A 17,855-nucleotide genomic window follows, 5' to 3' on the forward strand; every position below is an offset into this window, starting at 1 on the left:
CTCTCATTATTAAACTAAGCTGCTTATGCCTCCATCTACTACCAGCACATGGCCCGATACATAATCCGAAGCTCTTGAGGCTAAGAATACAACCGCTCCTTTAAGATCGTCATCATCGCCAAAACGTCTGGCCGGTATTTGCTTTAATATGGCCGTATTCGATTCAAGTATTTTTTTACTAATTTTAGTAGGGAAAAATCCTGGAGCAATGGCATTCACCTGTATGTTATGCCTTGCCAGCTTTGCAGCTAAGTCCTTTGTGAATGTCATTACTGCTCCCTTGCTTGTGTTGTATGCAATGGTATCGAGAAGCTCTGGCTGGGTGCCTCCAAATCCTGTAACGGAAGCGATATTCACGATTTTTCCGCTGCCCTGTGCCATCATGGCTTTAGCAGCAGCCTGACTAAATAAAAAGACCGCCTTCATGTTGACATTCATGACTTTGTCCCATTTGTCTTCAGGCAGTTCTAGAGCAGGGGCAATCCAAGAGGTTCCGCTGTTATTCACCAGGATATCGATCTGCCCAAATTCTTTTAATGTTTCATCGATGACATGCTGAATATCCTGCTTTTTTGTTACGTCGCATTGTACAGCCAGGGTCTTTACTCCTCTAGACTCCAATGACTCGGCCATTGATTGGCACGCTTTAAGGTCGCGGGAGCAAAGTACAACATTGGAACCGGCTTCAGCGAGAGCAGCTGCCATTTGTGCACCAAGCCCTTTGCCGCCTCCTGTGACAATAGCCGTTTTTCCTTTTAGATTAAACAATTCAAATAAGTCCATACTGGTTTCTCCCTTCCTAGTAATATACTGTGCTGACTATCTTGCTTTAATGAAAGTTAAAACCCTGATTTTTTTAAGATTTTTAATTCTTTATATTATAGAAAGGACTTTATTAAGACGTGTACAAATTGAGCGGTTTGCCCGAGCATATTTTAGTCCAGCCTCCAATAATGGATGAAACATGGAAACTGTGACTCGGATAAAAAAGCTGCATATCCAATCTATGAAAGCAGCAAACTAAAGAACCGTCTATCTATTTCTTTACTACATTAACGCAAAAAAGGGGTCTGACCCCTTTTTTGCGTTACCATGCTAAAGTATCTGCATTCAGATTTATAGAAAAAAGCCCGCATGCATGCAGGCTTTTTTGGGTTCATCAGCTGCTTTCGGCAGCAGCTTCAATATTTTTGAATTGATTATAGAACATGTTGTAATAAATACCCTTTTGACCCAAAAGTTGGTCGTGGCTGCCTTTTTCCACTATTTCACCATGATTAATGACCATAATGGTATCGGCATCCCTGATGGTATTAAGGCGGTGGGCGATAATGAAGCTTGTGCGCCCCTGCATAATCGTTAATAAAGCATCCTGGATGTGAAGCTCCGTTCGGGTATCAATACTGCTTGTCGCTTCATCCAATATAAGAAGGGACGGTCTCGCAAGAATAACCCTCGCAATGGCTAAAAGCTGGCGCTGCCCCTGGCTGAGATTTCCGCCGTTTTCGGATAATACGGTATCATATTGGTTTGGCAGGCGCTTAATAAATAGGTCGGCGTTGGCAGCCGCTGCTGCCGCTTTGATTTCTTCATCTGTTGCATCAGGCTTACCGTATTTTATATTCTCCCGAATGGTTCCAGAAAAAAGATAGGTATCCTGCAGAACAAAGCCAAAGCTTTTCCTGAGACTGTCTCTTGTGTAGTTTCTGATATCGACTCCATCTATATAAATCGTACCGCCGGTTACGTCATAGAAACGGGTCAATAAATTAACAATCGTTGTTTTGCCAGCTCCGGTAGGGCCGACAAGAGCTGTGCTGCTCCCGCTGCCAGATGTAAAGCTAACATTTTTTAAAATGGACACCTCCGGACGATAACCAAAGCTGACATTTTCAAATACAACCTCTCCGCGAGGGTTTTTCAACTCTATTGCACCTGGAATATCCTCAGGCTCTTCTTTTTCATCAAGAATTTCAAATACCCTCTCAGCTCCTGCCACACCTGACTGCAGGACATTGAAGATATTGGCAAGATCATTTAATGGCCGGACAAATTGCCTTGAATAGCTAAGAAAGCTCGCGATGACCCCAACTGTAATATGCCCTTCTACAGCCAGAAGCCCCCCTACAATGGCAACAATCGCAAAGCCGAGATTATTAATGGCGTTCATGATTGGCATTAGAAAACCGGACCAGATCTGCGCCTTTAATCCCACTTCCCGAAGAGTCGCATTGACATCCTCGAATTCCTGAATGGCTTTTTCTTCATGGTTAAAGGCTTTTACTACATGGATACCCGAAATGGTTTCCTCAATATGACCGTTCAGCCTTCCCAGCTGTACCTGTTGGTTTTTAAACATCACACTTGTTTTTTTCGCAATCGTTCTTGTTAAAAGAAAGACCAATGGTACCGTAATAAGACTGGCAAGTGTTAGAAGCGGGCTGAGGATTAGCATCATCAAAAGCGATCCAACGATTACAATAACACCTGACATGAGCTGTGTCGTGGATTGAGAAATAGTGTTGTTTACATTATCAATATCATTTGATAAGCGGCTCATTAATTCTCCATGGGTCCTGGTATCAAAAAACGATACAGGCAGCTTTTGAAGCTTTCCAAAAAGGGATTTCCGCAAGCTCTTGACAATACGCTGTGCGACTCCAGCCATCAACCAGCCCTGCAGGAAAGTCAGCAGACCATCTCCAATATAAGCGGCAAAGAGGCTTACGATTGTAATGTCTAAAATTCCCCAATCTACTTTGCCATGATTGGCGGACATGCCGTCAATCGACTTTCCGATCAAATAAGGGGCAGAGAGGGTCAGCACAGAATCAACAACGATAAAAACAAAGATGATGGATAAAAGCTTCCTTTCTCTGCCGAAGTACGCCCAAAGCCTTCTTAGTGTTCCTTTGAAATTCTTAGGTTTAACAACAGGAGCCCCTCTGCCCCCATGTCCCCGAAATCCTCCAGGTCTCCCCGGAACGGCCGGCATGCCGGGGGCTGGCTGCTGGGTCCTGTTTTGATTTTCATTCGCCATGCTATAACACCTCTTTTCCAATTTGAGACTGATAAATCTCCTGGTAAACCTTACAATTTCGTATGAGCTCCTCGTGACTGCCTATTCCGGCAATCTCGCCGTCATCCAGGACAATAATGACATCAGCATCAATAATGGAAGTAATCCGTTGAGCGATTAGCAGGCAGGTTAAGCCGCTGGCATATTTTTTAAGAGATGCTTTAATTCGTGCTTCAGTCGCCATGTCGACAGCACTTGTGCTATCATCCAAAATAAGGATTTCCGGTTTTCTGACAAGTGCCCTTGCAATGGAAACACGCTGTTTTTGTCCGCCAGAAAAATTAACACCGCCCTGACCGAGCCTAGTATTGTAGCCTTCAGGGGTTTCTGAGATAAAATCATGTGCCTGTGCCATGCGGGCGGCTCTTTCCACCTCATCCATGCCGGCCATTTCTTTGCCCCATCGAATATTTTCAAGTACCGTTCCGGAAAAAAGAGTTGTTTTTTGAGGAACAATGGATATTTTCTCCCTTATCCTTCTCGGATCCATATCCTTGATGTTCTCCCCATCTATTTTAATCGTTCCTGCAGAAGTATCATAAAACCTCGGTATCAGGTTAACAAGGCTGCTTTTACCCGAACCCGTAGAACCAATAATTCCAACCGTTTGGCCAGGCAGACAGCTAAAGCTGATATTTTTTAAAACTGGCTCACCGCTTGCACCATTATAAGCAAATGAAACATTCTCAAAATCAATTCTTCCTTTTTGCACTATTTGCCTGTTTTCTGCTTGTTCCTCTTTCCAGGTCATATCGTTTTGTTCAAGGAACACTTCATTAATTCGTCCTGCGGAAGCCCTTGCCCGAACAAACATATTAAAAACCATGGAGACCGTCATAAGGGAAAAAAGAATTTGAGTCATGTAATTAATAAAAGCAATAATGTGGCCAACCTGCATTTTCCCAGTGTCCACCCAATGACCCCCGAGCCAAAGGACAGCAATAATTCCTAAATTGACAGTTATCATAATGGCAGGACTGAAGACAGACATCACCCTTGTTGCAGCAATCGATTTATTTTTGTATTCCTCATTGGCAGTATTAAATTTATCCACTTCATAATCAAAACGGTTGAAGGCTTTTACCACCCTCACCCCTGATAAATATTCACGCATGACGCCATTCACTTTGTCCAGCGCCCTTTGCACCCTCATAAAAAAAGGAAAGCCGACTTTCATATTAATAATTATGAATATGGCAACGATAGGGACTACTACCCCAAGGACAACGGAAAGGCTTGGATCCAGCCTTATTGCCATAAATAAGCCCCCGATAGCGAGCAAAGGAGCTTTTACAAAAATTCTCATGAGCCCATTCACGAACATTTGGATCAATGTGACATCATTTGTTAATCTAGTGACTAATGAAGCACGGTCAAATCTGTCGATGCTTTTAAAGGACAGACCCTGAATCTTTCTAAATAAGTCCGAGCGCAGATCTGAGCCGAATCGCTGTGAAACATTACTTGAAAGGATATTCCTTGTTGAGGCAGAAACTGCACCTACGGCAGTAATCAACAGCATAACGCCGCCGTTTTGCAATACATAATGCATATCCTTATGAGCGACACCCACATCCACAATCTTTGACATAATGGTGGGCTGCATTAAATCGCACAAGGCTTCAACCATCAGAAAGATAATAGCAATGACAAATGGCTTTAAATACTTTCCCATGTATTGAGTTAAAAATCTCATCCTTCTCTTCCACCTTCTTGCAGTTGTTTTTTCCTCTTTTGATGCAGCTCAATATAGATGGGCTGTTTTCACATGAATTGCTGCTTTTTCTTATCATCAATAAAATCGTTATGCATCAGTCTTCTCTTCAGAAAATTTCCAGACTGAGCCAATGTTTTATTACCTTATTCAAGTCATTCAGCAGCAAAATTTATAAAAAGAGTTTCATTATAAAACATACCTCCATTCCGCTAAAAAGTCATCTATTTTTTTCGTTCCCCTAAATATAAAAAAGATGAATATTTAAGTATATGTTCTATATAGGTGAAAATTAGATTTTTCTTATAAATTAGCTGTGGGACAGAAGGGGAACCTCCTCGGCGTACATTGCTCCTGCGAGGTCTCCCATTGCCTGTGTGTCCCGCAGGTGTCTCGTTTATCCGTTCCAATCAGCAGAACAAAAAATTAAATTCAGCATAAATATTTTTTCCCGTGAAATGAACTCTTGTGGCAGAGGGATGACCTAACACAAAAGACCAAAATCACCAAAATGAACGATATAACCAAAATATTGTCTGATAATTCTAGGAATTTTATACTAAACATAACATTCCATTCACTAAGCTGCATTTTAAATTTTGTAAGCGTTTCATTTAAAGCTTATAGTGGAGCAGAAAACAAGAGCTGCGGGAAACTTTCGAAAGAATGGAACTTCCGAATATAATCCTCTAGCTTGTAATCTCTTGTTATCATGCTAAAAAAAAGGAGGGACCAATATGAGATTCAGCTTTAGAAGTCTTACTACACAGGTTTTGATTGCCATTGTTCTCGGTATTATCTTTGGAGCTATTTTTCCGAAAACTGGTGCTAACCTGAAGGTACTGGCTGATATTTTTGTCAAAATGATTAAGATGGTCATTGCCCCTATCATCTTTTTAACCATTGTGGTTGGTATCGCTGGTATGGGGGATGTAAAAAGGGTCGGAAGGATTGGAGGCAAAGCAATCCTTTATTTTGAAATCGTTTCTACCTTCTCACTTGCAATCGGCATTCTGATTGCGACTGTTTTCCATCCGGGATCAGGCATGCATGCAAAACCCGGACATGCGGATATTTCCATGTATACCAAACAGGCTGCCGAGAGCAGTCATGGTGTGATGGATTTTATCATGGGGATTATCCCTGATAACTTTGTAGGCGCCCTTGCAAATGGTGAGCTGATCCCTATTCTTTTCCTTGCCGTCCTATTCGGTATTGCCCTTTCAGGATTAGGGCAGCGTGGTAAGTCTATTGTAGAGCTGTTTGAAAAATTAACAGATGTATTCTTTCGAATAGTGAACATTATCATGTATTATTCTCCTATTGCTGCATTCGGCGCTATGTCGTATACTATCGGCCAATTCGGTATTAGTTCACTAAGATCATTAGGCACATTATTCGTATTAACTCTTGCTGCTATGGCCATCTTTATCATAGTAGTCCTTGGGTTAATCGCAAGGTTTTATCGTTTTAATATCTTCCATTTTATCGCTTATATTAAAGAGGAAATTTTTCTCGTTTTGGGTACTTCGTCTTCGGAATCAGCCCTACCACGCCTGATGGAAAAGCTTGAAAAATACGGATGCTCCAAATCAGTTGTAGGGCTTGTTGTCCCGACAGGTTACTCTTTTAATCTCGATGGGACATCTATTTATCTTTCCATGGCTGCCTTGTTTATTGCCCAGGCATTCGACGTACATTTAAGCTTCGGGCAGGAGGTCCTTCTTCTCGGGGTTCTAATGCTGACCTCTAAAGGTGCTGCCGGCGTGACAGGCTCCGGATTTGTTACACTTGCGGCAACGCTTGCAGCATTCCCTAGTGTGCCAGTGGCAGGAATTGCTCTTCTATTGGGCATAGACAGATTTATGTCGACGGCCCGTGCATTAACAAATTTAATAGGAAATGGAGTTGCTGCCGTTGTTGTATCAAAAACGGAAAAAGAATTCGATGACAGGAATACTATTAAACCTGAAGCCGATCCTTCTATTCGTGCCCATTCCTAAGTTTCTAAGTACCGCAGAATGAAACCGCAGTCATTTTTTGAAGCACACGAAACAAGTACGTTATAATAAAGTAAATCTGTGTAAAAAGGAGACATTCTATGCAAACCATCCGAGTGCTGATTGTCGAGGATGACCCAATGGTCTTGGAAATAAATGCTGAATTTGTGTCCAAGCTTGAGGGCTTTAAAGTCATTGCAAAAACGGGATCCGGCACAGAGGCGCTTTCCTTTTTAAAAACGTTTTGTCCTGACCTTATACTACTCGATTATTTTTTACCTGATATGAATGGTCTTGCACTGCTTCAAAGAATTCGTTCACAGAGCTTGCCCGTCGATGTCATTATGCTGACGGCCAATCGCGATTCCCTTCATATTGAAGAAATCTTTCGTGCAGGTGCTGCAGATTACATTGTTAAGCCCTTTCGATTCGAGCGATTTCAGTTATCATTAGCACAGTATCGTAAAATGAAAAAAAAGCTGACAGAAAGCCGCTTTCTTAATCAGGATGAACTTGATGAGCTCCCACGCACTTTTTCAGGCGAGGTTTTTGCCGTAATGGATGAAGGGCTCCCAAAAGGGCTAAATGAAAGAACCATGCAGCAAATCCTTGAATTTTTGCACGATCAATCCTCTCCCCTATCTGCAGAGGAGATAGCCGCAGGAACAGGACTGGCACGTGTCACAGCAAGAAGATATTTAGAATTTCTCCAAAAAAAGGGCGAAATTCAAATTGAAGTACAGTATGGATCTGTTGGCAGACCTATCAATCGCTACAGGATTTAAGCAGGAGTAATGCACATCATGAAAGAAGAAAAATTTGTGTTAAAGAAAAAGTCTGCATTATCACTACAGACAAGAATTGCTCTTTTGGTATGCAGCGTTGTAGCTCTTTCCCTGTTAGTAACGGATTTCCTGATGAGTGAGGAAATCAGCCGCACTACTCAAAAAAATCTGGCTGAAAAAGCAACTAATATCGCCAGGATTGTCTCCCACTCTTCTATTGTCATTAATGCTTTAAGCAAGAAAACAAATGAACAGGATATTCAAAACTATGCCAACGAGCTAATGCATATTACACAGGTACAGTTTATAGTGGTAATGGACATGCATGGAATCCGTAAATCCCATCCGGACCCAAATCAAATTGGTAAGCGATTTGTCGGCGGTGATGAGGGCCCTGTCCTCCATGGAAAAGAGAATGTATCCATAGCAAAAGGGACTCTGGGATATTCGCTTCGTGCTTTTTCTCCTGTTTATTCAGAAGATGGAAAACAAATTGGTGCCGTTGCAGTGGGAATTTCATTAAATAATGTCAATAAGGATGTTAAAAACAGCCGATATATGATTTACGTTGCAATTGTTTTAGGCATTATCGTCGGAATCATTGGCGCTTTATTTTTAGGCAAGAAAGTAAAAAATACTATGTTTGGCTTAGAGCCTTATGAGATTGCTAGATTGCTTGAAGAGCGAAATGCAATGCTGCAATCCACAAAGGAAGGCATCATCGCCATTGACCAAAACACGTGTATAACGCTGATTAATAGTGAGGGACTTCGTTTGTTGAAAGAGGCAGGAATCGTTGAGAATCCTGTAGGATGCTTAGTGGACTCCTGCTTTCCACAATTGCTGCTGAAAAATATTCTTGAAACGGGGATTCCAAAAATTAATGAGGAAATTCACTTATCGAATATTACACTCTTATCAAACCAGCTTCCCATCATAGTCGGTCACTCCATTGTCGGAGCTGTTGCAACTTTTAGGGATAAAACCGAAATGAACCATTTAGCAGAGCAGCTTACTGGTGTTAAGCTTTATGCAGAAGCCTTGCGTGCCCAATCACACGAGTTTATGAATAAGCTTCATGTTATACTTGGGCTTGTCAATCTTAAACATTATGATAAACTTGCAGACTACATAACTTTTATTTCGGACCATCTTCAGCAGGAGGTTGGGTATATTGTAAAAAAAGTCAAAGATCCTGCGTTAGCCGGGTTCATCCTTGGTAAAATAAGCTATGCAAGAGAATGCAGCACAGAGCTTTTATTTGACGGTCAGGGAGTTTTGCCGGAACCTCATACTCCGGAATTGACCCATGAATTGATTACGATCCTTGGTAATGTAGTCGACAACGCATTAGAAGCTGTTTCGGGACAAACGGAACGACGAATTGAGATTTTTTATGAATATCTGGATGGCCAGCTGTCTTTTGAGGTCATTGATAACGGTCCTGGTTTATCTGAATCCATAGCAAAGCAGGTATTTATGAAAGGATTTTCTTCAAAAGGCACTAATCGGGGCTACGGTCTGTATCTCGTAAAATCAAGTATTGATAAGCTTCATGGAGAAATAGAACTTTTTTCAACTGCAGAAAAAGGAACTAGATTTATCTTTACTATTCCTTATATAGCAAAAGAAGTATAATCTTTATAGCAAAAAATTAAATTAAATGAATATAATCATACCTTCTTGCACAAAAAAAACGTAAAATAGAAGGGTAAACAAAAATCTAACTTTAACGAGAACCTAGGGGAGGCTAACATGGCTATTACAAGTGGTACGAGTACACACATAATTATGCGCTTACAATTAGATAGAGAAACTCACTCTTTCAGCGAGATTGCTAACTGTATCAGCATCGCTGGCGGAGATGTTATCGGTATTGATGTCATTTCATCAACCAAGACACATACCGTACGCGACATTACTGTAAACGGTCTTGATTTAACCAATAGTAAATTGCTAATAGACTTAATATCCAAGCTGCGCGGTGTCAAGGTTATTAACATCTCTGACCGAACGTTCCTTATGCATCTTGGCGGAAAAATTGAAACAGGCTTAAAAAGCAAAATTAAAAACCGTGATGACTTATCCAGAGTTTATACTCCGGGTGTAGCAAGTGTTTGTACTGCTATTGCGGAAGAACCGGACAAGGCCTATTCACTAACCATTAAACGAAACACAGTAGCAGTTATTTCAGATGGGACAGCCGTACTAGGTCTTGGAAATATCGGTCCAGCTGCAGCTATGCCGGTTATGGAAGGAAAGGCTCTTCTTTTCAAACAGCTTGCAAACGTGGATGCGTTCCCTCTTTGCCTGGATACCCAGGATACTGAAGAAATTATTCGCACTATAAAAGCTGTAGCTCCTGCATTCGGAGGAATCAACCTTGAGGATATCGCATCTCCGCGCTGCTTTGAGATTGAACGCAGGTTAAAAGAGGAGCTGGATGTCCCTGTTTTCCATGACGATCAGCACGGTACAGCTGTCGTAATTCTAGCAGGATTAATTAACGCATTAAGAATTACAAAGAAAAAACTTGAAGATATCAAAGTTGTCATTACCGGTATTGGTGCTGCAGGGATGGCTTGCTCCAAAATGCTTCTATCCGCCGGGGTTAAAAACATTATCGGTGTTGACCGTATGGGTGCTATTAACCGAAATGAGAAATATGACAATATTTACTGGACTGAATATGCCAATATGACAAATCCGGACAACCTTAGCGGTAACCTATCCGAAGTCATTGAAGGCGCCGATGTCTTTATCGGCCTTTCAGCTCCCGGCATCCTAAAAGTGGAAGATGTTAAAAGCATGGCGAAGGACCCAATCGTATTTGCCATGGCAAATCCTCTTCCAGAAATTGATCCAGAAAAAGCTGAACCATACGTAAGAGTAATGGCGACTGGCCGCTCTGATTTCCCTAACCAAATTAACAATGTTTTATGCTTCCCTGGAATCTTCCGCGGAGCATTGGATTCCCGCTCGACTGAAATTAACGAAGAAATGAAGCTTGCAGCTGCACATGCAATTGCCTCAGTCGTAAGAGATGAAGAGCTGAACGAAGCCTATATTATACCAAGCGTCTTTAACGAAAAAGTCGTAGAAAAAGTTCGTGAAGCCGTAATTAAAGCTGCACACGAAACAGGAGTTGCGCGCCGCGAACCGCGTGAATAAGTAAAGGCTCTTTTCGTAAACTTTGTTGCTATAAATATAAATGAGGATACACAGGATTCAGGATTGAAAACAAAATTGCTGAAGACGAAAAGATGCCACGATGTCTCACTTATTACGAATTAAACACTTTTGGGAAAACAGCCTAAGTGAAAAACGAGAAACGCCTTGTTATGTGACAAGGCGTTTTTTTACAGGAAAGTACATTGAATGAACATTGTAAACCTTAGATTACCGCTTTAAATAAGAATGGAGTGAGTAAATGAAGATTGTGGTTGCACCAGACTCATTTAAAGAAAGTTTGACTTCCATAGAGGTAGCTCAATCGATAGAAAACGGATTTCTAAAGGTTTTTCCAAATGCAGAAATTATAAAAATTCCTATGGCAGACGGTGGGGAAGGCACTGTTCAGTCACTTATTCATGCAACTGGCGGCAGCACACATTCTGCTTCGGTATCAGGACCGCTCGGGGAACCTGTTAATGCTATTTACGGAATTCTTGGCAATGGAAAAACAGCTGTGATTGAAATGGCGTCAGCCTCTGGCCTCCATCTTGTCCCATTTAATAAGAGGAACCCGATGTTTACTTCTACTCGCGGAACCGGAGAATTGATATTATCTGCCCTTGCTCATGATATTCAGCACATCATCATTGGAATTGGAGGCAGTGCAACCAATGATGGCGGCATGGGCATGGCAAAGGCACTTGGAGTCCGCTTTACCGATCATGAAGGAAATGACATTGGGGAAGGCGGAGGAGCATTAGCAAAACTTGCAAAAATTGATGTCTCCGATTTGGATGAGCGCTTGTCCAACGTGAAAATTGAGGTTGCATGCGATGTTGATAATCCGCTTACCGGTCCAAAAGGAGCTTCTGCCATTTATGGCCCCCAAAAAGGTGCAACTCCAAAAATGGCAGATTTGCTTGACCATTATCTGGCTCATTATGCATTTGTTATTGAAAGGGACCTTGGCAAGCATATTAACAATATTCCAGGTGCTGGGGCAGCTGGCGGTCTTGGTGCAGGACTGCTCGCATTTTTACCATCGATTCTTAATAAAGGTGTTGATATAGTAATGGAGGCAGTTGATTTGGCAAAGCATGTAATGGATGCAGATATTGTGATCACTGGGGAAGGAAAAATAGACAGTCAGACAGTCTTTGGCAAAACACCGATTGGTGTCGCAAGAATAGCCAAGCAGCTAAATGTTCCCGTCATCGCTATAGCTGGAAGTATAGCAGATGACTACAGTAAGGTGTATGAATATGGATTAGATGCAGTCTTCAGTATTATACCCGGTGTGGTTAAGCTTGAACATGCTTTTTCCCACACTTCTCTCTATATAGAAAACACTGTCAGAAACATTGCAAGGATACTGAAAATGAATAGAGCATGAACTTACCATGGACAGGACTCCGGAGTCTTCGAATGAGAAAAAGGAAACACAGCGAGGTTATTCACGAGCTGATGTTGACTTATCTTAATGAGGATACATAGAAATCCGATAGATGATAGGCGCTGAAGCTAGACAAGAAAAATATTCACTGGTTTAGCATTTAATAATTTCCTGGCAATAAAAAAAGCTGTCAAGATGTTCAGGACAGCCAAAAAGATGCTGGTTGATTTCCATTTTAGTGACTGTAGCTGTACCTCCTCTTTGCAAGATCCTGCGGGGTCTCCCTTACAAGAATATCCCGCAGGAGTCTGGTCTATCCGCTCCAATCAACCTTGATTGAAAACGAACATTAGGTTTTACTCATATGCGTACTGCTGTTTGTCTGCCTGTTCACTTCCATTTATCAACATAGATTTTTCAGAGGCCACCCTAATATGTTCTTTCTTCCATATCGATTAGGCAATACAGATTACAATAGGTTGGTTTGTCTTGATACTTGAACTCGTATAACGTTATTACCAGGGTAGCCTAGTCTAATACTAAATAGAAAAATATAGAACCCCCCCTACATTTCCCATTTTTTATTCAGTAATAAAATAAGGGTGACTCCAAAAGCTGCACTATGCAGCTCTTGGAGTCACCCTATTTCTTTTAATCTTTTTTAATAAAAGTTTAGTACATTTACTAACGGGTATTTATTACTAGAAGAATCTATTGAACGATACGACGTACTACTCCGTTAAATACTGATTTCCAATATGGATTATCCATGGAATCGATGGAAACACCGCGGGAGCTGTTGTCGTCAAGGAATGTTCCATTACCTAAGTAAATGCCAACGTGTCCGTTGGTCTTATAGGTGTCGAAAAATACCAGGTCTCCCCTTTGCATGTCAGAAGCACTTACAGGTGTTCCATATTGGACAAGCGTATCAGTCGACGCTGAAGTGATAGGCCCTAAGTCTACGCCAGCTGTTGCATAAGCCCAGTGGACAAATGATGAACAGTCGAATGAACGGTTTTGAATATCCGTACTGTTTCGTCCGCCGCCCCAATTATATGGCGATCTTCCGACAATGCTGGAACCAATACTGATGGCTGCTTCAATTGTACTGCTTCCTCCCTGGCTAACCTGAGGAGCCGGTGCTGGATTAGAAACTTGAGGAGAACTTGATTCAGGTGCCGTATTGGAATTCGATTGATCCGTTGATTGAGAACCAGATGAAGCGTTTTGTTGATTTTGAGCCTGCTGCTGTGCTTGTTCTCGGGCTTTTGCTGCCTGCTGTTCTTTTTGAATAAGAGCTAATGCTGCTATTCGCTCTTTCTCCTGTTCAGCCTCAGCTGCTTTTTCTTGGTTAGCAAGATTTGCTGCTTGTCCTTGCAGGTTCCCAAGATCTGCATTTGCATTCATATGCTGCTCTTTTAATTTTTTCAAAAGGCTATTCTTATCGTCTAATTGATATTTCAGCTGGTCTTTCAGGTCTTGCAGCTCATTCATGCTGGCTTGTACTTTAGCCAATTTATCATTCAATTGCTTTTGGGATTCTTCCAATGTTTTTTTATCAGCCTGCTGCTGTTCTAGTATGGAGTGATCAGCATTGACGATTGTATTGACAGCCATTACTCCGCTCATTAATTCACTGAAGCTTTTCGCTTCCAGCACAACGTCTATGTATTGAGAAACGGTATCACTGCCTTGCTGAATAGTACGGGCTCTTTCTTTTAAGATCTGGTTCCGTTCTTCTATACGTTTTTGTGTCTGAGCTATTTTTTCTTGCAATGCTGTAATTTCTATTTTCGTTTCCGCTAAAACATTCCCTGTATTTGTAATTTCGGCATTGGTCTTTGCTACTTTGGCATCAATTGCCTTCATAGCATCCATCATTTGCTGTTCTCCAGATTCCAATGACTGAATTTCTTTCTTTTTATCGTTTATCGATGCGTTTACCTTAGATTGTTTGTTCTGAATGTCCAGCTTTTTTTGTTCGATTGAAGTAGAAGCAAAAGCAAATTCATTTGAAAATGGAATTAGTGCACTGCTTGTTCCTATAATGGCTGCCAAACTTAAGGAAATCACTTTCTTTTTCAATTTTCTCTTCTCCCCTATTCAACTGTACATCCTATTAATGTACTTTTTTATATTTTTATAGCCGCGCTAAATTAAATGTAATATATTGTAAAATAATGCGTTTTAAGTCAAAATCATGTTGTTAAATATATTTCTATGTACTTATTTGTCTATTAAAAGAAATAATATTTGTCTATTAAAAGAAATAAAAGGATATTTATGTACTTTTTGCTCGTTTTTTATCCTTTACTAACTAACTCTTCCATATTATAACGCTTTAAAGTTTCATTACCAGACAACCTATATTACATTTTTCTTTCAATTATGTTACAAACGGACGGAAAGTGACAAAACATTTCTCTCTCGCTACTTATTGAAAATTCTAATTATTTTTTAATGCAGTTTTGATATAAAAAGAGTAAAATAAATACACAAAAAAAGACGGTTAGGATTTCCTACAGCAATCTTTTCGTTTTTAAAAAAAGAATATATGGTAATAGTAAAAGAAAGGATTAAATTTCTACAGGAAAGGAGAATTCAAATGGAAGTGAATGAAGAATACGGTTTCTTAGATGATCTATTTGTGCCTAAAAAAGATAAACCGGCTAGAAAGTCAGATTTCATTACAGAAGAATTTATTCAGTATGTAGAAGAAAAAATGAAGGAAGAACAATAATTGCCGCTTTTTTAGCCCATCACCCTATCTTCAATTGCCTAATCCACAATGATTTGGCTTATACTCTTACGAAAAGAGTACTGTCGTGCTGTCTAATTCCTATTAGAAAAAGAACAGAAAAGTGTTACCAGTTATCCCTGAATAATAATTCCATTTTGTGAGATGATAAAAATGGGAGGTAATGACGATGACTAATAAAAACTCAAGAAATGAAGAAAAAGAAAATATGCAACCACGGCAATCCGCTCATTCTCTTGGATTAAATCCTAAAGAACAGGAAATGAACGGGAATTACGGAATGGTTGAAACGGATGCTGAAGATGCAGGGTCTTTGCATGATGAAGGACAAAGAAATCAATCTTACAAACAATAGTCCCATTCTTCCTGATGAACTGGCAGATTCGACAAATTGAATTGGAGGCGGCTCTTTTTATAAGAAGCCGTCTATTCATCGTTCTTCCGTTTAGTTCCAATCTCTAGTCAATACACCCTTACCTATAATCTAAATTAATCTAATTATTTTTATTTTAGTCTCTGATAATCATTCGTATTGATTTCCATTCCGGTCGCTCGCTTTCCGTGGGTGGATTGGAAGCCTCCTCGCCGCTTCCCAATCCTGCGGAATCTCCCTTAAACCCGTTTTTCAAACCAGGAGACTATCGCCTTACGTTTCAATCCCATTGGGTCAATATTAACAATGTGCATTACAGAGCCTTATTCTAAGCCCTGTCCGCTTCTATCCCTTACCGAATAGGAATTCTCCCATAGAATAAAGTATCTTAACCAAGAGGAGGTGCGAATTATGGGTTGCTATGGAGGTTACGGTTATGGAGGTTACGGTTATGGAGGCTATGGAATGGGTTCTTCTTTTGCCTTAATCGTTGTCCTTTTCATTTTGTTGATTATCGTTGGAGCTACAATGATGCGATAAGATTGTAGGTCTAGAATTTCACTCAATGGGACGTATGACACGGCCCATTGAGTATTTTTATAAAATCTCTGTAATTCTTTCGAAGCAGCAGAGTTCTTAACTAAATTTTTTTTACTTTTTTTAAGGCGTTTTATCCTGGGATGACAGGGTATGTAAAATACCATTCATACCTGCAATAGGAGGGAGACTGATGAAATCTCTTGAAAAGCTTTCAGATGAAAGCCTTCTTACTACTTACAAAAAAGCACGCGGTTTTAGAGTGAAACAAGATTTCCTAGATATTTTAAAAGAAGAAATTGCAAAAAGAAATTTACATATAAAATAGCCTTCTCCATTGGTTTTTTTTCAGAAAGATGATGTTTGAAATACAGGTTTTTTCTTAAAGCTGGGCGTTTGGTATATGATTTCTCATGGCTCTTTTGGTAAACTTGTTGCTATTGGACACAAAGATATCATTATATATATATTCAGTATTAAAACTTGTGAATAGCACACGACAAGATGCAACGATGACAGACAACACACTGAAGCATCCTTTGTACGTAAAACAAGTATGCCAAAACAGCCTTTCTCAAAGAATAGGGTTTAGTGTATCGAAGCAATCCTATTGAGAGTCAGTATGCCGGATTCGTCCATAACATTCCATACAAAATGGGCTACTAAAAAAAGATGCGCCTTTAATAATAGACGCATCTAATCCATAAAACTAAGTCTCTTACCTAAGAATCCAAAGTAGATTCAGCCGTGCTCCTTGAAAGCAAAACGCAAAATAAAATGGCAGCTAACTCGCATAATGCAATAATGAGTCCCATTGGGAATGCGGATTTCCCTTCACCAATTCCTACAAGCGGGGCCATAATCGATCCGAGTACGAATGGAAGAAGTCCAAGCAGTGCTGAAGCACTCCCAGCCGATTTTTGCTGATTCTGCATAGCAAGCGAAAAACTGGTTGTTGAAATTATTCCGACACTTGAAACCACCAGGAATAGCGGAATTAAAATGCCGATAAGGCCTGCGTGAATAGAGACCATAAGCAGGAGAACGAATCCTCCTAACCCCGCAATGGCGAGCCCTGCTCCGAGAAGTGCGGATTCCTTTATGCTGCCTGCCAATTTCCCAGTAATTTGTGATGCCAGAATAATCCCTATTCCATTTATGGCAAAAATAATACTAAACATTTGAGGTGAAGCACCAAATAATTTTTGTACAACGAAGGGGGATCCTGAAATATAGGCAAACATGGCTCCCATGGCGAATCCCTGTGCCAACGCATAGCCCATAAACATACGATCCTTCAGGAGATTTCCAAAAATTAAAAAGGTATCTCTCATCCCGCCGCTTACCCGATTTTCTTGTAAAAGTGTTTCTTTTACCCCCAAAACAGATGCTGCCAGCATAACAAGACTTAACACACAAAGAACGATAAATACGCCTCTCCATGAAGTATATTTGAGCAGTTGTCCCCCGACTACAGGAGCTAATATAGGGGCAACACCATTTATAAGCATTAACAGGGAAAAGAATTTTGTCAGCTCGGTTCCTGAGTACATATCACGGACTATGGCACGGGATATGACGATACCGCCTCCCCCTGCAAGCCCCTGCACCAGCCTTAGTAGGACAAGTACCCAGATAGATGAAGCAAAGCTGCATAATAGGGAGGCAGCACAATAAACCAGCAGAGAAAAAATAAGAGGCATTCTTCTTCCCTGCCTGTCACTTAAAGGACCTATGAAAAGCTGTCCCCCTGCCATTCCAAGTAAACAAGCGGTGATACTCAATTGCGCCAGTGATGCCTTTGTATGCATATCATCTGCCAATATAGGCAGAGAAGGCAAGTACATGTCCATAGATAATGGACCAAGCGCAGACAATGACCCTAGTATAAGTGCCATCATGAGTCGATTGGTATTCCTTCTGGTACTAACATTTTCCAACGATATCCTATCCTTTGCAAGTTATTATGTATTGTTAATAATAACACTATTTTTGTTGAAGTTTTTTAAAAACTCAATTGTTACTATGACATCCTTTCT

14 protein-coding genes are annotated in these 17,855 nt (G+C 40.6%); 9 read left to right on the forward strand and 5 right to left on the reverse strand.

What is annotated here, in order from left to right; all coding sequences use genetic code 11:
• Positions 1–9: 9 nt before the first annotated feature.
• The 3 genes from A5N88_RS12180 to A5N88_RS12190 all read right to left on the reverse strand — a co-directional run bounded on the left by A5N88_RS12180 (position 10) and on the right by A5N88_RS12190 (position 4,775).
• Entirely contained in the window at positions 10–783 is a 774-nt protein-coding gene (locus A5N88_RS12180; protein WP_066266359.1) for a glucose 1-dehydrogenase, read from the reverse strand.
• A 376-nt stretch (positions 784–1,159) separates the two neighbouring features.
• Entirely contained in the window at positions 1,160–3,040 is a 1,881-nt protein-coding gene (locus tag A5N88_RS12185; protein ID WP_066266361.1) for an ABC transporter ATP-binding protein, read from the reverse strand.
• 1 nt (position 3,041) lies between these two features.
• Entirely contained in the window at positions 3,042–4,775 is a 1,734-nt protein-coding gene (locus A5N88_RS12190) for an ABC transporter ATP-binding protein (RefSeq protein WP_066266363.1), read from the reverse strand.
• A gap of 755 nt (positions 4,776–5,530) precedes the next feature.
• Between A5N88_RS12190 and A5N88_RS12195 the strand changes: the two genes are divergently transcribed.
• The 5 genes from A5N88_RS12195 to A5N88_RS12215 all read left to right on the forward strand — a co-directional run bounded on the left by A5N88_RS12195 (position 5,531) and on the right by A5N88_RS12215 (position 12,145).
• Positions 5,531–6,796 (forward strand): dicarboxylate/amino acid:cation symporter, encoded by a 1,266-nt coding sequence (locus A5N88_RS12195; RefSeq protein WP_066266365.1) that lies wholly within the window; start codon positions 5,531–5,533, stop codon positions 6,794–6,796.
• A 98-nt stretch (positions 6,797–6,894) separates the two neighbouring features.
• Complete coding sequence (locus tag A5N88_RS12200; RefSeq protein ID WP_066266367.1) at positions 6,895–7,578, forward strand: response regulator; 684 nt, start codon at positions 6,895–6,897, stop codon at positions 7,576–7,578.
• Positions 7,579–7,596: 18 nt separating this feature from the next.
• A complete protein-coding gene (gene dcuS / locus A5N88_RS12205; protein WP_066266369.1) occupies positions 7,597–9,216 on the forward strand; it encodes a DcuS/MalK family sensor histidine kinase in 1,620 nt (539 codons plus the stop codon).
• 153 nt (positions 9,217–9,369) lie between these two features.
• Positions 9,370–10,749: an NAD-dependent malic enzyme gene (locus tag A5N88_RS12210; protein WP_412733839.1), complete on the forward strand. Its 1,380-nt coding sequence runs from the start codon at positions 9,370–9,372 to the stop codon at positions 10,747–10,749.
• Positions 10,750–11,008: 259 nt separating this feature from the next.
• Positions 11,009–12,145 carry a glycerate kinase gene (locus A5N88_RS12215; RefSeq protein WP_066266375.1) on the forward strand — a complete coding sequence of 379 codons (1,137 nt, stop codon included), beginning with the start codon at positions 11,009–11,011 and terminating at the stop codon, positions 12,143–12,145.
• A 711-nt stretch (positions 12,146–12,856) separates the two neighbouring features.
• Here the strand turns inward: A5N88_RS12215 and A5N88_RS26285 are convergent.
• Positions 12,857–14,233, reverse strand: coding sequence for a C40 family peptidase (locus tag A5N88_RS26285; RefSeq protein WP_066266378.1), 1,377 nt, complete (start codon positions 14,231–14,233; stop codon positions 12,857–12,859).
• A 520-nt stretch (positions 14,234–14,753) separates the two neighbouring features.
• Here A5N88_RS26285 and A5N88_RS26145 point away from each other — a divergent pair.
• The 4 genes from A5N88_RS26145 (at position 14,754) to sda (ending at position 16,144) form a co-directional block, all read left to right on the forward strand.
• The gene (locus A5N88_RS26145; protein ID WP_260525556.1) at positions 14,754–14,888 is read left to right on the forward strand and encodes a hypothetical protein; all 135 of its coding nucleotides are present in this window, start codon (positions 14,754–14,756) and stop codon (positions 14,886–14,888) included.
• Between the two features lie 187 nt (positions 14,889–15,075).
• On the forward strand, positions 15,076–15,261 hold the full coding sequence (locus tag A5N88_RS12225) for a DUF4021 domain-containing protein (protein WP_066266381.1): 186 nt from the start codon (positions 15,076–15,078) through the stop codon (positions 15,259–15,261).
• Between the two features lie 429 nt (positions 15,262–15,690).
• On the forward strand, positions 15,691–15,819 hold the full coding sequence (locus A5N88_RS24375; protein WP_083953136.1) for a YjcZ family sporulation protein: 129 nt from the start codon (positions 15,691–15,693) through the stop codon (positions 15,817–15,819).
• A 190-nt stretch (positions 15,820–16,009) separates the two neighbouring features.
• Positions 16,010–16,144, forward strand: coding sequence for a sporulation histidine kinase inhibitor Sda (sda, locus tag A5N88_RS24380; RefSeq protein WP_083953137.1), 135 nt, complete (start codon positions 16,010–16,012; stop codon positions 16,142–16,144).
• Positions 16,145–16,538: 394 nt separating this feature from the next.
• Here sda and A5N88_RS12230 read toward each other — a convergent pair whose 3' ends face one another.
• Positions 16,539–17,717 carry a multidrug effflux MFS transporter gene (locus A5N88_RS12230; protein WP_437177133.1) on the reverse strand — a complete coding sequence of 393 codons (1,179 nt, stop codon included), beginning with the start codon at positions 17,715–17,717 and terminating at the stop codon, positions 16,539–16,541.
• Positions 17,718–17,855 lie beyond the last annotated feature (138 nt).

It is taken from the genome of Heyndrickxia acidicola (assembly GCF_001636425.1).
GTDB classification, from domain to species: Bacteria; Bacillota; Bacilli; order Bacillales; family Bacillaceae_C; genus Bacillus_AE; species Bacillus_AE acidicola.

What these genes read in the sequence shown, in the direction of transcription:
- A5N88_RS12180 (WP_066266359.1), bottom strand. Translation starts at nt 783, where the DNA reads ATGGACTTATTTGAATTGTTTAATCTAAAAGGAAAAACGGCTATTGTC.
- A5N88_RS12185 (WP_066266361.1), bottom strand. Translation starts at nt 3,040, where the DNA reads ATGGCGAATGAAAATCAAAACAGGACCCAGCAGCCAGCCCCCGGCATG.
- A5N88_RS12190 (WP_066266363.1), bottom strand. Translation starts at nt 4,775, where the DNA reads ATGAGATTTTTAACTCAATACATGGGAAAGTATTTAAAGCCATTTGTC.
- A5N88_RS12195 (WP_066266365.1), top strand. Translation starts at nt 5,531, where the DNA reads ATGAGATTCAGCTTTAGAAGTCTTACTACACAGGTTTTGATTGCCATT.
- A5N88_RS12200 (WP_066266367.1), top strand. Translation starts at nt 6,895, where the DNA reads ATGCAAACCATCCGAGTGCTGATTGTCGAGGATGACCCAATGGTCTTG.
- dcuS (WP_066266369.1), top strand. Translation starts at nt 7,597, where the DNA reads ATGAAAGAAGAAAAATTTGTGTTAAAGAAAAAGTCTGCATTATCACTA.
- A5N88_RS12210 (WP_412733839.1), top strand. Translation starts at nt 9,370, where the DNA reads ATGCGCTTACAATTAGATAGAGAAACTCACTCTTTCAGCGAGATTGCT.
- A5N88_RS12215 (WP_066266375.1), top strand. Translation starts at nt 11,009, where the DNA reads ATGAAGATTGTGGTTGCACCAGACTCATTTAAAGAAAGTTTGACTTCC.
- A5N88_RS26145 (WP_260525556.1), top strand. Translation starts at nt 14,754, where the DNA reads ATGGAAGTGAATGAAGAATACGGTTTCTTAGATGATCTATTTGTGCCT.
- A5N88_RS12225 (WP_066266381.1), top strand. Translation starts at nt 15,076, where the DNA reads ATGACTAATAAAAACTCAAGAAATGAAGAAAAAGAAAATATGCAACCA.
- A5N88_RS24375 (WP_083953136.1), top strand. Translation starts at nt 15,691, where the DNA reads ATGGGTTGCTATGGAGGTTACGGTTATGGAGGTTACGGTTATGGAGGC.
- sda (WP_083953137.1), top strand. Translation starts at nt 16,010, where the DNA reads ATGAAATCTCTTGAAAAGCTTTCAGATGAAAGCCTTCTTACTACTTAC.
- A5N88_RS12230 (WP_437177133.1), bottom strand. Translation starts at nt 17,717, where the DNA reads ATGATGGCACTTATACTAGGGTCATTGTCTGCGCTTGGTCCATTATCT.